The organism is Alteromonas sp. ALT199, from assembly GCF_018619335.1.
GTDB lineage: Bacteria > Pseudomonadota > Gammaproteobacteria > Enterobacterales > Alteromonadaceae > Alteromonas.
The window spans coordinates 1-14,649 of record NZ_JAHHDX010000105.1; the positions used below are offsets into that span (position 1 = coordinate 1).

The following is a 14,649-nucleotide window of genomic DNA, read 5'->3' on the forward strand; positions in this document are numbered from 1 at the left end:
AATCATATTAAGTGAAAGAGTAAAGAGGGAAATGTTGCGCATAGGCAACACCTTTTTTGTATAAAGCGGATTTGAATAAACTAAACGAGCGGTATTCAAACAAGTTTGCCGTAATCAGTTAAATTGATTATTCAAAATAGAAATAAAAATTTTTTGAATATATAAAAAAAGCAGGCTCAGCCTGCTTTTTAAAGAGTTTTTTCGATTAGATGCTGACGCGTTTGTAAGGACGGTATTCCGCCTTCCAGAAGTTGCGCTCAATGCTGGCGCGCAGTGCGTCGTCAGACATTTCAAGGGCTAAACCCTGCTCCATAGCAACTTTACCCACTTCAAAAGCGATCTCTCGGCTAATTTGTGCAATTGCAGCGAGTGGTGGCAACAGTGAACCTTGGCCTGTGTTGACTAATGGCGACGCTGCCGCAAGAGCGTTACTTGCTGCCATTAGCATTTCATCGCTAATAAGCTTCGCTTTAGATGCAACCACGCCTAGGCCAATGCCAGGGAAGATATAAGAGTTATTGCATTGAGCAATAGGGATTATCTTGCCGTTATACTCTACAGGCTTGAACGGGCTGCCTGTTGCAATAATTACCTCACCGTCAGTCCACTCAATAACTTGCTCAGGACGTGCTTCAACTTGACGAGATGGGTTACTTAACGGAAAGATGATAGGCAGCTCACAACCTTGCTTCATCGCACGAATAACTTGTTCAGTAAACAGGCCAGGCTGACCTGAGACACCTATAAGTACATCTGGCTTCGCACAATGCATTACGTCTAACAAAGACGCGTAATCGCCACTAAACGTCCAATCAGCCAAGTCTTCGTTTTTCTGCTGAAGCTTTTGCTGAAAGTCACGCAAACCTTCCATGCCTTCGGTTACCAAGCCAAAACGATCAATCATGAATACTTGTTTACGCGCTTGTTCGTCAGTCAGCCCTTCAAATACCATTTGCTGAATAAGCATTTCGGCAATACCGCAACCAGCCGAACCAGCACCTACGAAAACAACTTTCATATCGGATAGCTTCTGCTGCTTGGTTTGGCAAGCAGCGATTATTGTTCCCAATGTAACTGCGGCAGTACCTTGAATATCGTCGTTAAAACAGCACACATCGTTGCGATAACGATTCAACAACGGCATCGCATTTGGCTGTGCAAAGTCTTCGAACTGAATCATGACATCAGGCCAGCGCTTTTTCACTGCATTGATGAACATATCTACGAATTCGTCGTACTCTTCTTGTTCAATACGCGGATGGCGCGCCCCCATATACATAGGGTCATTCAACAGCTTTTCATTATTAGTACCGACATCTAGCATGACAGGCAAGGTATATGCAGGGCTAATACCACCACAAGCCGTGTAAAGCGATAGCTTACCAATCGGTATTCCCATGCCGCCAATACCTTGGTCTCCAAGGCCAAGAATACGCTCACCGTCAGTCACAACAATCACTTTCACTTTGCGCTTGGTGGCATTGCGAACGATATCATCAAGCTGATGACGCTCTTCATACGACACAAATAAGCCACGTGAGCTGCGATAAATATCAGAGAATTGCTCACATGCATCACCTACCGTTGGGGTGTAGATGATTGGCATCATTTCGTCGATATGCTTTTGAATAAGGCGATAAAACAAGGTTTCGTTGTTGTCTTGAATAGCGCGTAAGTAAATATGCTTATTTAAAGCTTCATCGAAGCTGCTGTATTGCATATAGGCACGTTCAACCTGTTCTTCGATAGTTTCATACCTTGGAGGCACCAAACCAGTTAAGTTAAACGCTGCTCGCTCGCGTGCAGTAAAGGCACTACCTTTGTTCAGTAGGGGGGTTTCCAGCAACGAGGGGCCGGCATGAGGAATATAAAGATATCGCTGTGAATCTTCTGACATTGGTTTTCCGATATGTGTTCAGGCAAATATATCGCCTAAAGCCTAAAGCGGCACACCTATGGCGTGCCATTTTTATAATTAGAATATCTCTTCTGGCTCTGGCGCAGTAGTTTTATCCTGTGTGGCTGGGTCTAGTACTTCGTCATCGCGAACGTAAGTCACTGGCTCAGTTCCTTGCAGGAAATATTCGAATAGTGTCGTATGGTCTGTACGTTTGGTCAACTTCCCACTGGTACGATCAATGCGAACACGTACAATATTTTCTGGTACGGGCATAGGCGTATGTGGTTTACCTTCAAGTGCGTGTTGCATAAATCTGATCCATGCTGGCTCTGCCGCTTTAGCACCATCTTCAATGCCAATCAAAGCGTTTCCAATCCAGTTAAACTTCTCAGGGTTCTTATTGATAAGGTTTTGGTTGCGCGTAGCACGGCCTAATTGACGACCCATATTGTCAAAGCCCACCCAGGTTGTGGCTACTAGGTCTTTATGAAAACCACTAAACCAAGTGTCTCGCGAGTCGTTCGTTGTACCCGTCTTACCTGCTATGTCGGTGCGCTGTAGAATATTACGTGCACGCCAGCCTGTGCCTAACCAATAGGTTTTCTTATTCCAATTACCGTTTGCTCGAACCGCAGTGCGCATCATCTCTGACATTAAAAAGGCGTTTTGGGCAGTAATTACCTGAGGCGCTATCACCTTTTGAACACTTTCATCATCGTGGGTATCACCAAGAAGTATATCTTGATTCAGTTCAGCGGCTAGCAAGGCTTCAATATCAGCATCTTCGTTCTCGGTCAGCATTTCTGGTTCACTGGTTTCTTCGCAACGATTACATGCCCAAACTGGGTTTGCTTTCCAAAGTTCATCACCGTTTTCATCAAGCACCTTGCTGATAAAGTGAGGGTTAACCAAGTAACCACCGTTCGCGATGACCGACATACCTCTTACCACTTCAAGTGGCGTATGCGAACTGGACCCAAGGGATACGGTTTCATCAAGCGGGATATCGTCTTTATTAAAACCAAAGCGAGTTAAGTAATCAGCCGTTTCTCTAAGCCCTACACCGCGAAGTAGTCGAACCGACACCACGTTTTTCGATTTACCAAGGGCTTTACGCATTCTAATCGGGCCGTCATATTCAGCTGGTGAATTTTGTGGCCGCCATGCCACACCTGTAGCGGCATTCCACTGATTGATAGGCGCATCGTTGATAATAGATGCGAGTGTATAACCACTGTCTAACGCTGCTGAATAAACGAAGGGTTTAATATTAGAGCCAACTTGACGCTTGGCTTGCGTTGCCCTATTAAATTGACTTTGATAAAAGCTATAGCCCCCTACCACAGCTTCAACCGCACCATTTTCAGGATTAAGTGCAATAAAGGCACCGCTAACTTCTGGTAGTTGCGAAATACGCCACTGCCCTTCTTGCTGCCTGACATAAATTACCGCGCCTTCTTGCGTAACATCTGATGCGGTTTTAGGATCGCTGCCTTGTCTAAAGTCGGTAATGTATCGGCGAGCCCAATCAAGTCCGTCCCACTCGACAGTTATCGTTCTACCATCAACGGTCAGCACATCTATCGACTGTTCATTAACCTTTGTAACTACAGACGGTAACAAGGGCTTGATATGGGGGATTTCTACTAGCACGCGCATGAGTGATTCGTTGTCCCACTCTTCTCGTGTTGTTGTATTACTTACATCAAAACTTAAGGACAGTTGTGGAATCGCATCATCCTTTCCTTCTGATTTAGGAATATTCCACAAGTAGCCAAGAGCCCCCTTGTATCCATGACGTTCGTCATAATCGTGAAGGTTTCTAACTACGGCCCGTTGAGCAGCTAACTGAAGATCTGAAGTGGCCGTAGCATATACTTGGTACCCACCTGTTTCTGCTTCTTCCTTGCCATAAATTTCTACCATTTCGTTATAAATGGTATCAGCAAGATAAGGGGCATCTACTTCAATTTCTGCGCCGTGTTTCTTCGCTGTCACCGGAGCACTAGCCGCTTCATCGAACTGGGCTTTAGTTATGTATTCTTCATCTAACATTCGAAGAAGTACAACACGTCGACGCTCAACAGAACGCTGTGGCCCACTTACAGGGTTCAACACAGACGGCGCTTTAGGAAGACCAGCTATAGTGGCGATTTGCGCTAACGTAAGTTCATTAAGAGGCTTTCCATAGTAAACCTGCGCTGCAGCACCAAAACCAAACGCTCTGTGCCCCAACTCTATTTTATTGAGGTACAACTCTAATATTTCTTTTTTGGAAAGCTCCTGCTCCATATGCAAAGCGATAAATATTTCTTTCACTTTTCGTACGTAGGTTTTTTCTCTTGTAAGGAAAAAGCCCCTAGCGAGCTGCATCGTTAACGTACTTGCCCCCTGACGTTTCTCGCCGGTTAAGACTAAACTAACCGCTGCACGAACAATACCGATAGGGTCAATACCATGGTGTTCGAAAAAACGGCTATCTTCTGTAGCAAGTATGGCATCAATTAATTCTTGCGGAACTTCCTCAAGTTTTACCGGGATCCGCCGTTTAACTCCATATTGCGAAATAAGTTTTCCGTCTTTGGTGTATATCTGCATAGGCGTTTGCAGACGTACATCCTTAAGTACAGTAACACTTGGTAGGTCAGGTTTGATATAAAAGTAGATACCAACCAGTGCTGCAAAACCAATAAGGCCTGATAGGAAACTAAATAAAATAAGTGGTTTAATGTACTTCACTGTAACGGATACCAAGACTTTTTGTTGAAATGACGTATATTCTATACGTATGTGTTATCTGTAGAACCATACGCACAATACTAATAGAGTAATATTGTACTTTAGAGCAACTACCTTTGAAACTGGACACTTGCAAATGAAATCGCTGTTTAAAAAAAAGCTGCCGCCCATTGTGGGCTTAGACATAGGCACGCGTCAAATAAAAGCGGTATGGCTAGAACAATCAAAAGACGGGTTCGTACTTCAAGGGTATGCCTGCGAGCCCATAACTAAGATCGCTTTTTCTGAGCGAGACATTAAAGACTACGAGTCGGTAAGCATTGCCCTCAAAAAAATTCGCAAATCATTAAAAACAAAATTAAAGTTAGCGAATGTTGCGGTGGCGGGCACGTCTGTAATTAGCAAAATTGTTTATATGGATCCAGAACAAAACGATTACGATTTGGAAAACCAAATTGAAATAGAAGCAGACAGCCTAATTCCTTATCCACTTGAAGAAGTATATTTAGATTTTGAAGAAATGGGCCCTAGCACAACACACACGGGCAAAGTAAACGTGCTGCTTACTGCCGCTCATAAAGACTTAGTAGACAGCCGCTTGTTGCTAGCAAGAGAAGCTAACTTTGAGCCTAAAATTGTTGATATGGAAAATTACGCCATTGGTAATGCGTTAGATTTTTTCCACACGCCTCAAACTGAAAATGAGCCGCTTTGTTGCATTAACGTGGGCGCCTCACTTCTTCAAATATGTATTATTGAAAATGGCGATGTGATTTACACGAAAGAGCATGCTTTCGGTCTTAACCAATTAATCAGTGATATCAGCGCCATTCATATGGTAGAGCGCGAAACTGCCGAACGTCAGCTATTAGATGGCACGCTTTCGGGCAATTGGGTAGAAGATACTCTTCCCATTTTTGCAGCAAATCTACAGCAGAATATTAATCGCGCAATTCAAATGTACATGAGTACGCTACACGCTGAACGTCCAACAAAGATACTTTTCAGTGGCGGCGCTGCCACCATCGACCCACTTGTTGAAATTTTAAACCAAGATTTAGGGCTCGAGGTAAATTGCTTTAACCCTTTTAGCAACATGACTGTTAATCCTAAATTAGATACTGCACGACTTAACAAAATAGCGCCCCAGCTTGCCATAGCTGCAGGTTTGGCGAGCAGGAGCTTTACGCCATGGCACATGTAAATTTACTGCCTTGGCGAGAAAAACAGCGCCAACATCAAAAACAACAATACTTAGCAGGCTTAGTTGCCGTTGCAGCAATTGTAGGGTTAATTTTTTGGTTTATTGGCCAAGCTATCGACCAACAAATCAATAACCAGAACTCACGTAACCAATATCTTGAGCGAGAAATTGCCCTTCTTGACGCGCAAATAGGTGAAATCAAAGAAGTAAAAGACCGAAAGAGCGCTATCGAACAACGCATGGCCCTAATCGAACAACTTCAGGCCAGCCGAAATGTTGCACCTATCGTCTTTGATGAACTTGCCAAACTAGTCCCCCAAGGAGTGGCTTTCGAATCAATGACTAGAAGCAATAACACCATAACAATAGAGGGGATAAGCGATTCAAACAACCGCTTGTCAGACTTTATGCGCGCTTTAGACAACTCGAAAGTATTCGTCGGCGCAGAGCTTTCTACCATTAAATCAGATAGTAGTGCAGCGAGAGCAATTAGCAACTTCACCCTAACGTTTTCGATAAACCACAATGTTGCTCCCCTAGAAATTGAAAGTAGCGAGGCGCAATGACTATGAAGTTTGACGTTTCAAAACTAAAAGAACTCAACGAACTCGACTTTGAACAAATTGCTATTTGGCCGAATGAAGTGCGTATTGTTGTTGCTGCGTTCGTTGCGATATTGGTAGGCGCGCTAAGCTATTACATGCTGATAAGCCCCAAACTTCCAATAAAGGATGCAGCACAATTAAAAGAGCAAGAGCTAAAACTGCAGTTTGAAGCCAAATATCGTATCGCTGCTAACTTAGATGCATATGAAGAACAGCTAGCTAAAATTAAAGACGACTTCTCTTCCATGCTTAAAAGTTTACCCACCAGCAACGAGACACCAGGCTTGCTTGATGACATCACGTACGTCGGCACCTCATCTGGCCTGACATTTGAGCTACTTAAATGGCAACAAGAAGTGCCAAAAGAGTTTTACACTGAGCTACCTATAGAAATGGAAGTCAGCGGGGGTTACCACAACTTTGGCGAGTTTGTGTCTAAGGTTGCAGACCTACCTCGTATCGTCACACTTCATGATTTTGATATTAAACGCGAAGTAAATGGTCTATCACTAAAGCTTCAAGCCAAAACTTATCGCTCTGAAAACTCTTCAGATTTTGAAGGAGATAAGCAATGATCCGTTCGTTTTTATCTCTTTTAATCATACTGATGATAACGGGTTGCACACCAAAACTAGACGATCTTCAATCCTATACCCAAAGTGTAAAAGAACGTGCTCAGCCTCAAATTGAGCCCTATCATGAATTTAAAACTTATCCTCCATTTAGATATACTGCAAGCTCGGTTAGAAGTCCTTTCGAGTTTCCGCGAAACAACACTGCGCCGGTAGCTAAAGCGCGGGTAGACAACTGTTTACAGCCTAACTTTCAGCGCTCCAAAGAAGCGTTAGAGGCATACGGTGTAGATGCTCTCGCACTTACCGGAAACTTTACGGTTAAAGGAAAGAAGTGGGCGTTATTAAAAAGCAACGACGGGGCACTCCATAAAGCTAAAGTAGGGAGCCGTATCGGCTTGTTTTATGGCAAAATTATGCAAATTAACACCGACTCAATTATTATTGAACAGTTATTACCTGATGGTGCAGGCTGCTGGCAAAGGAAAACAACAACAATGACTACAGCATCGAAGGCGGGAGAGTAAGCATGGCCGAACGATACATTTTTAATAAATCTCTCAATCGTAGAGCGCCTAAATGGTATTGGCTGGCTTTCGCTGTCGCTACAATATTTTCTTTTAGTTTATTGATGACTCCCTCTGCCAAAGCACAAGAGCCCTTATTGGTAGACCCGAGCGCCAAGCAAAATGAAGCGGCTCCCACTACCACTATAACGAATATAGATTTCACTCAAGCAGCGAATAAAACCGCAGTTACCTTAGTGGAGTTCGTGGGAGCTTCGCCAAAATTGCAGCTCATTGAATCACGGGGCAAGGTGACGCTAACGCTTGCTAACACCGCACTAGCTGAAGACCAGCTAGTAGAGCTTAACGTTGCTGACTTCGGCACTACCGTTTCGACTATAGAAACCTTTGAAGATAAAAACGGCGCTCGAATTGAAATAAAATACTCAGATCAAGTTACCGTAAAAAGTACTGTGAAAGATAGCGTGTTACGCGTAGCGATTTCGCCTATGGACAGCGAACAACAGGAAGCGTTAGAAGCTGAGAAGAAATACACTGGCGATCCAATTTCTCTCGACTTTCAAGATGTTCCTGTAAGGCAGGTTCTACAAATTATCGCGCAGGTAAATGGTTTTAACTTGGTCACAACGGACACAGTTTCAGGAAATGTCACCATTAGCTTATCTGGTGTTCCTTGGGACCAAGCTCTAGACATGATTTTACGCGTTAAAGGCTTAGACAAGCGTTTAGAAGGCAACATTTTATTAATTGCGCCTGCCGATGAATTGTCTGCACGTGAAACTCAAGCGCTTCAGTCTAAAAAGCAAGTATCAGATTTAGCCCCACTGCACACGGTAAATATTTCGGTTAACTATGCTAAAGCCACAGCGTTAGCCACCATCTTGAAATCTACCGAGGGTGGAATTCTTTCGGATCGTGGCGGCGTCACCGTGGACGAACGAACCAATACATTACTTATTCGCGATACTTTAGCGTCTATTGATGAAGCTCGAAAAACCATCAATGCGTTAGATATTCCAGTTAAGCAAGTACTGATTGAAAGTCGCATGGTTACTGTACTTGACGATGTTGACGAGCAGCTTGGCGTTCGGTGGGGGTTCAGCGACCGCCAAGATGATAACGGCGTATCGGGCAGCATTGAAGGGGCAGATACCATTGCCGGTGGCGTAGTGCCTAGCATTGATAATCGCCTCAATGTGAATCTTCCCGTATCCAGTGCAGCGGGAAGTATTGGTTTTCAAATTGCGAGCTTAGTTGATGGCACCATATTAGATCTTGAACTTTCTGCGTTGGAATCAGAGAACAAGGGCGAGATCATTGCAAGCCCTCGTATCACCGTTGCTAATCAACATGAAGCGTATATAGAACAGGGGACAGAAATTCCTTACGTTCAAGCAACGTCTAGCGGTGCCACATCGGTTGAGTTCAAAAAAGCAGTACTGTCGCTTAAAGTTACTCCGCACATCACGCCAGACAATCGTATTATCTTGGACTTAGTTGTAACCCAAGATACTCGAGGCGAGACCGTATCTACCTCTACAGGTGATGCCGTGGCTATCGATACCCAAGAAATTAAAACACAAGTGCTTGTTGAAAACGGGGAGACCATTGTACTAGGCGGAATTTTTCAACAAACCAGTACTGATGGTGTATCAAAAGTACCTTTGTTTGGTGATTTACCCTTTGTTGGCGCTTTGTTCAGAAATACATCGCAGCTCCAACAGAAACGAGAACTACTCATCTTTGTTACACCAAAAATTGTAACTGAAAGACCCTAAGCAAAGTTTCACCTTCAAAAAACGCGCATCTAGATGCGCTTTTTTTGTTTTTATGCCTTTTTTGTAACTAAATTTACAGGTATACGCTATTTGTTAGTAACAAAACTTGCATCGCCTTGCATGAAACTGAGATAATCCCCGCCTCGAAATTTAAGCGAGGTTTAAGGAGTGGTGCTTATTGGAACCTAAATAGGCACGAGTCAATGGGTAGGCTGGTAAGGCAACAGTGCACTGCCCCTAACATGATTAAGTTGTGATATAAGCAAATATGGCTGAAAAACGTAATATCTTTTTAGTTGGCCCAATGGGTGCTGGCAAAAGTACCATCGGTAGACATCTGGCAGACGAACTTCACCTAGATTTTTTTGATTCGGATCAGGAAATTGAGCGCCGTACTGGTGCTGATATCGCCTGGATTTTTGACCTTGAAGGCGAAGATGGATTCCGCAAGCGTGAAGAAACCGTCATTAACGATTTGACAGATAAGCAAGGTATTGTACTTGCCACAGGCGGCGGTTCTATTGTAACTAAAGCTGTGCGTAATCGTTTATCTGCCCGTGGCATTGTTGTTTATCTACAAACGACAATCGATAAGCAAGTTGCCCGTACACAACGCGACAAACGTCGCCCTTTGCTACAAAACGAAGATCCGGAACAAGTACTTCGCGATCTTGCAGAAATGCGCAACCCGCTTTACGAAGAAGTTGCTGATTACATTGTTGATACAGACGACCAAAGCGCGCGTGCTGTAGCAAATCAAATTATCAGTAAAATCGGTCTATAAATTAAATATGTAATAGGAGGTGCTACGCCAATGTCAACCTTAACTGTGGAACTTGGAGAACGTAGCTATCCTATACAGATAGAGGCTGGGTTGCTGTCGCAACCTGGCCTTTTTAGTGCCTACATAAAAGGGCCGCTGGCGGTTATTGTAACGAACGAGACCGTTGCGCCACTTTACTTAGAAACCGCTAAAGCAGCATGTGGTGACGTTCAGGTTGAAACCATCATTTTGCCAGACGGCGAGCAGTACAAGAATTTAGAACAATTCGAAGTAGTCATGACCCGTCTTCTGGAACTAAATGCGGCAAGAGATACAACATTAGTTGCTCTTGGTGGTGGTGTGATAGGTGATCTCACTGGTTTTGTTGCAGCAACGTACCAGCGCGGCGTGCCTTTTATTCAAGTACCCACTACCCTGCTTTCTCAGGTAGATTCCTCGGTGGGTGGAAAAACGGCGGTAAACCACCCACTAGGTAAAAACATGATTGGTGCTTTTTACCAACCGGTTTATGTTGCTATCGATACCGATTCTTTGGCTACATTACCTGCCAAAGAGTTCGCGGCTGGTATGGCAGAAGTTATTAAATACGGCATCATTTACGACGCACCGTTTTTTAAGTGGCTTGAAGAAAACGTTGATTCACTTACGTCTCTTGATACTGAAATCCTTACCTACGCCATTTCCCGCTGCTGCGACATCAAAGCAGACGTTGTTGCGAAAGACGAACGGGAAGGTGGCTTGCGCGCAATTCTTAACTTAGGTCACACGTTTGGTCACGCTATTGAGGCCGAGCAAGGTTACGGCAATTGGCTACACGGCGAAGCGGTAGCCGCTGGTACTATAATTGCTTGTAAAGCTGCTGAAGCATTATCATGGTTTGAAGCGTCAGAAACACGTCGCGTGTCAGCGCTATTTGAAGCGTTTGCGTTGCCTATTGCAGGTCCTAGTAGCATGACGAAAGACGACTATGTTAAGCACATGAAACGCGATAAGAAAGTGGAAGCTGGCAGTATTCGATTTGTACTTCCTCAAGGCATTGGTAAAGCGGTTGTTACTAAGGACGTCACAGACGCCATTCTTACTGACATCCTCTCTTAGCCATTCGCGTTCGCGACAAATTGGCAGCGTGCCCTTTCATCAACCCTGAGACTTGGGGAGCTAACAATGAGGTGCGTTGCTAGACTAGTTTTAAAGCAACGGTGAATAAGGGCAAACTCCCATGCAAAGTGAACTGCATGAACGTTTGGAATATCTGGTTAATTACTCCTCTCAGCTGATCTTTGTCAGCGGTGAGTCTATTGCTCAACAACAAAAAACCCTTGAAGCCTTTGTCTTCCAGCAGCACGACGATACTGAAATTGCGTATTTGACTGCGCAAGATAATATGGAGCCGTCTGACTATCGTAGACAGCTTTGTCGGCAGCTACTCGGTCAAGTAGTGGGGAGCTTTGTTCGCCCCCTCAATGAATTACTTTCCGACTTAAATAGCCACGATGGCCCAATTCTTATCGCCATTACCCAAGCCCATAGCCTTCCTGATGCGCTGTTACAAGAGCTGTGGGATTTGGTCTTACAAAGCCGATTTGCGGGTAATAAACAGCATTTAAATGTGCTTTTGTTTGCAAATAACGCATGGGCAGAGCGCGCTAAGCAATGGCTTCCAGCTAAAAATACTGAAACACCACTCATTATTAGCAGCCAGTCTGTAATTAGCGAGCAGCCTAGTTACGAGTCGGACCTCGATAAAATGATAGCTTCCCGTAGGGAAGCGTTTCAGGCTCACTTAGAAAATAGACAACGTGAAAACACCAAATCATTCACTAACCCGCTTAAAACAAAATGGTTTTACGCTGGTGTAGCTCTAGTGTTTCTGGCCACATTCTCTGGTCTTATCTATTGGCAGTACGGTGAAAAGCTTGCCTCGATTTTTTCTCCTATTAACCAACAAACTCTTGAACCTAACGAAACACAGATTGAACCAGGCTCAGCCTATAACAAGCTAATTGCTGGCAGTGATGGTGAAGAAGGGCTCAACGTCGCCGTTGAGAAAAGCGGAGAAGCCACAACTGCTGGAATGCCAAATGACGTAAGTGCACAAACCGGTAATGTGGAAATTGTCTCGATACCAAGTGCAACACCTAAGTCGAAGGGGCAACCAACCCTTGATACGCCAGCGGAAAATGAAACAGTAGAGAATGACTCGTTAATTACCAACTGGGAAAGCGCAGTATCGTCATTGCCAGAAGCTGGTTCGTTGCCCGCACGAGCAGACGTTAACAAAGGCACTACTTCAAGCGCACAAAGCAGAAACTCACTTTCCGTCGATACTAATGTGGATACTATTGAGAATGAGGACTTTGAGCAAAGGACTGCAGATAATACCCAAGCAGCACTAACGAACCTAGCTAGCGCCGATACAGCTTCTAGTGATGAAAATGTGAACCAAGCTCCATGGATTAGCGATAACGATTACGCCATACAAATGCTAGCGATGAAAAGTGAATCGGTACTCAATGCATTTTTGCGTGAGAACGACCTCGTTGAGCAGACCCGTATTTACAAAACTGAACGCTACGGTGGAGATTGGTTTGTCGTTGTTTTTCGAGCGGTTTACCCCTCGCTATCTGAAGCACAACAAGCACGTGCAGCACTACCTGAGTACGCAGGTAAACAAAATGCTTTTATTAAGCGTGGAAATCAAATTATCTCCGAATTAAATAAAGCACAAAATTAAGCCGTTTTGTTGCCCTACTCTCTTAATAATTTGGTTAATTTGCCAAAATTACCTTCTTGCGACACTTGTTGGTTGTCCGTTTTACTGATGAAAGTTACAATCTACCTTTAGCGTGGTGATATCTGATACTGATCAGCATAAAAGTATAAAGACGACCCTTTCCCTTGGAACGGCGGCGCAAGGAAAAACCACCGTCTTCATTCCGTCTAGGTAGTAACGTTTAAGCATGATGCAGAAAAAGAACCGTGCCTTTTTAAAGTGGGCCGGTGGCAAATACAGCTTGGTTGAGCACATTCAGGCCAGATTACCGCAAGCTAACAAACTAATAGAACCGTTTGTTGGTGCCGGCTCTGTATTTCTGAATACGCACTACAAACGCTACTTGCTTAATGACATCAACCCTGACCTCATTAACTTGTACAACTTCTTAAAAGCGCAACCAGATGCGCTTATTAACGATGCGCGCTCATTTTTTGACGGGAGCCGCAATGAAGAGAAGATGTATTATGACTTGCGAGAAGAGTTCAACGGCACACAAGACGAATACTATCGCGCTATTCTTTTTCTTTACTTAAACCGCCACGGTTATAATGGTTTGTGTCGCTATAGCCTTCAAGGTCGATTTAATGTGCCGTTTGGGCGTTACAAAAAGCCCTATTTCCCAGAAGACGAAATGTTTGTGTTTTCTGAAAAGTCACAAAAAGCCACGTTTACTTGTCTGCCGTTTGAGAAGGTTTTTTCAAGGGCTAGGCAAAACAATGTTATTTATTGCGATCCCCCCTATGCACCTATTAGCAAGACAGCAGCGTTTACAAGTTATGCAGCACGAAGTTTTGGTCAGGACTCACAAGAAAAGCTAGCAGAGTTAGCCACCCGAGCATCGAAAAAGCGTGGTATACCTGTGCTGATATCGAATCACGACCTACCTTTAACACGAGCCTTATATCAAGGTGCAGACTTTAGCATGTTGTCGGTTAAACGTTCGATAAGTCAAAATGGCGCAAAGCGACAGCCAGTAGATGAAATACTTGCTTATTTTCCACCTGCGAAAGTTGTTCCCAAACGAAAAACACGTAAGAAAAAAGCGGTTCAGCGCTCCTCGGCTTATTAAATATCACAAAACCTTAAGGTAGCTTACGGAACAGCGAGTTGGAATGATAGGACGCCTAAGCACAGCTACTAAGTGTAAAATAATTACCCACTGTAGCCGGCATACCACTTTACAAACATGAAAAGTGAAACTACAAACAAGCCTACCAAAATGACGCCAATAACAGCAAAGGTGATGAAGGTACCTTTAGTAAAGTCGCGTTCATAGTTTTTATGGCTTTGAACACCAAACAAACTTGCCACTACACTGCCTAGAACTGACCAGAAACCAGTACCAGATTGCATAATCCCCCCTTAAGCGTCGTTTGAAGGTGAGGTAAAATCGCGATTACCATCATCGCTATGAAGCAACTCTAGCAAATCTAAAAAATGAAATTGAAAGGACGGTGACTTTCCTGCTATCCACGACAGCCAACTAACCTCTTCCACTCCCTCTTGGTGACGGGCGCATTGGTTTTGAATGTGGCTTGCAGGTAGCTTTGGGTTAAACTCAGTGGCGGGTTGAAATTCACAAACAGACGAGCGTGAGCTTGGCGGATTTGTAACGGCCACGCTAACTAGGGCACCGACTCCGCAGATAGCAAAAAATGGAAGAATTTTCATCCTGAATAGCCCTTACACTCGTTTAAAATTTAAACTCATTATAATCAAAAGTAAGTAACGAACAAGTTAAAAATGCGTTGCTTATAAAATGAA

The 14,649-nt window shown here is 44.0% G+C and carries 13 protein-coding genes; 9 read left to right on the forward strand and 4 right to left on the reverse strand.

Translation table 11 applies throughout. The features are described from left to right. Positions 1-205: 205 nt before the first annotated feature. Together KL866_RS11475 and KL866_RS11480 are read right to left on the reverse strand one after the other, a co-directional pair. Positions 206-1,897, reverse strand: a complete 1,692-nt coding sequence (locus KL866_RS11475) for an NAD-dependent malic enzyme (RefSeq protein ID WP_025256793.1) — start codon at positions 1,895-1,897, stop codon at positions 206-208. Positions 1,898-1,975: 78 nt separating this feature from the next. Then, a complete protein-coding gene (locus KL866_RS11480) occupies positions 1,976-4,639 on the reverse strand; it encodes a penicillin-binding protein 1A (RefSeq protein ID WP_025256794.1) in 2,664 nt (887 codons plus the stop codon). 136 nt (positions 4,640-4,775) lie between these two features. Here KL866_RS11480 and pilM point away from each other — a divergent pair, with 136 nt between their 5' ends. From pilM to KL866_RS11525, 9 genes are all read left to right on the forward strand, one after another. After that, positions 4,776-5,843 (forward strand): type IV pilus assembly protein PilM, encoded by a 1,068-nt coding sequence (gene pilM, locus KL866_RS11485; protein WP_025256795.1) that lies wholly within the window; start codon positions 4,776-4,778, stop codon positions 5,841-5,843. Then, a complete protein-coding gene (locus KL866_RS11490) occupies positions 5,831-6,409 on the forward strand; it encodes a PilN domain-containing protein (RefSeq protein ID WP_025256796.1) in 579 nt (192 codons plus the stop codon). The genes pilM and KL866_RS11490 overlap by 13 nt, the downstream gene beginning before the upstream one ends. 2 nt (positions 6,410-6,411) lie before the next feature. Further along, positions 6,412-7,023 carry a type 4a pilus biogenesis protein PilO gene (locus KL866_RS11495; RefSeq protein WP_025256797.1) on the forward strand — a complete coding sequence of 204 codons (612 nt, stop codon included), beginning with the start codon at positions 6,412-6,414 and terminating at the stop codon, positions 7,021-7,023. After that, on the forward strand, positions 7,020-7,547 hold the full coding sequence (locus KL866_RS11500; RefSeq protein ID WP_025256798.1) for a pilus assembly protein PilP: 528 nt from the start codon (positions 7,020-7,022) through the stop codon (positions 7,545-7,547). The genes KL866_RS11495 and KL866_RS11500 overlap by 4 nt, the downstream gene beginning before the upstream one ends. 2 nt (positions 7,548-7,549) lie before the next feature. Beyond that, on the forward strand, positions 7,550-9,325 hold the full coding sequence (locus KL866_RS11505) for a type IV pilus secretin PilQ (RefSeq protein ID WP_025256799.1): 1,776 nt from the start codon (positions 7,550-7,552) through the stop codon (positions 9,323-9,325). 268 nt (positions 9,326-9,593) lie between these two features. Next, positions 9,594-10,109, forward strand: a complete 516-nt coding sequence (gene aroK / locus KL866_RS11510) for a shikimate kinase AroK (RefSeq protein WP_025256800.1) — start codon at positions 9,594-9,596, stop codon at positions 10,107-10,109. A gap of 30 nt (positions 10,110-10,139) precedes the next feature. Further along, on the forward strand, positions 10,140-11,207 hold the full coding sequence (gene aroB, locus KL866_RS11515; protein WP_025256801.1) for a 3-dehydroquinate synthase: 1,068 nt from the start codon (positions 10,140-10,142) through the stop codon (positions 11,205-11,207). Positions 11,208-11,328: 121 nt separating this feature from the next. Then, positions 11,329-12,843, forward strand: coding sequence for an SPOR domain-containing protein (locus tag KL866_RS11520; protein ID WP_025256802.1), 1,515 nt, complete (start codon positions 11,329-11,331; stop codon positions 12,841-12,843). A gap of 226 nt (positions 12,844-13,069) precedes the next feature. After that, a complete protein-coding gene (locus KL866_RS11525) occupies positions 13,070-13,954 on the forward strand; it encodes a Dam family site-specific DNA-(adenine-N6)-methyltransferase (RefSeq protein WP_214995137.1) in 885 nt (294 codons plus the stop codon). Positions 13,955-14,037: 83 nt separating this feature from the next. Here the strand turns inward: KL866_RS11525 and KL866_RS11530 are convergent, their stop codons facing one another. Both KL866_RS11530 and KL866_RS11535 read right to left on the reverse strand, forming a co-directional pair. After that, the gene (locus KL866_RS11530) at positions 14,038-14,238 is read right to left on the reverse strand and encodes a DUF2970 domain-containing protein (protein ID WP_025256804.1); all 201 of its coding nucleotides are present in this window, start codon (positions 14,236-14,238) and stop codon (positions 14,038-14,040) included. Between the two features lie 9 nt (positions 14,239-14,247). Next, positions 14,248-14,556, reverse strand: coding sequence for a hypothetical protein (locus KL866_RS11535; RefSeq protein WP_025256805.1), 309 nt, complete (start codon positions 14,554-14,556; stop codon positions 14,248-14,250). Positions 14,557-14,649: the final 93 nt, after the last annotated feature.

Coding starts and splice junctions, on each gene's coding strand:
- KL866_RS11475 (WP_025256793.1), bottom strand. CDS start 1,897: ATGTCAGAAGATTCACAGCGATATCTTTATATTCCTCATGCCGGCCCC.
- pilM (WP_025256795.1), top strand. CDS start 4,776: ATGAAATCGCTGTTTAAAAAAAAGCTGCCGCCCATTGTGGGCTTAGAC.
- KL866_RS11490 (WP_025256796.1), top strand. CDS start 5,831: ATGGCACATGTAAATTTACTGCCTTGGCGAGAAAAACAGCGCCAACAT.
- KL866_RS11495 (WP_025256797.1), top strand. CDS start 6,412: ATGAAGTTTGACGTTTCAAAACTAAAAGAACTCAACGAACTCGACTTT.
- KL866_RS11500 (WP_025256798.1), top strand. CDS start 7,020: ATGATCCGTTCGTTTTTATCTCTTTTAATCATACTGATGATAACGGGT.
- KL866_RS11505 (WP_025256799.1), top strand. CDS start 7,550: ATGGCCGAACGATACATTTTTAATAAATCTCTCAATCGTAGAGCGCCT.
- aroK (WP_025256800.1), top strand. CDS start 9,594: ATGGCTGAAAAACGTAATATCTTTTTAGTTGGCCCAATGGGTGCTGGC.
- aroB (WP_025256801.1), top strand. CDS start 10,140: ATGTCAACCTTAACTGTGGAACTTGGAGAACGTAGCTATCCTATACAG.
- KL866_RS11520 (WP_025256802.1), top strand. CDS start 11,329: ATGCAAAGTGAACTGCATGAACGTTTGGAATATCTGGTTAATTACTCC.
- KL866_RS11525 (WP_214995137.1), top strand. CDS start 13,070: ATGATGCAGAAAAAGAACCGTGCCTTTTTAAAGTGGGCCGGTGGCAAA.
- KL866_RS11530 (WP_025256804.1), bottom strand. CDS start 14,238: ATGCAATCTGGTACTGGTTTCTGGTCAGTTCTAGGCAGTGTAGTGGCA.
- KL866_RS11535 (WP_025256805.1), bottom strand. CDS start 14,556: ATGAAAATTCTTCCATTTTTTGCTATCTGCGGAGTCGGTGCCCTAGTT.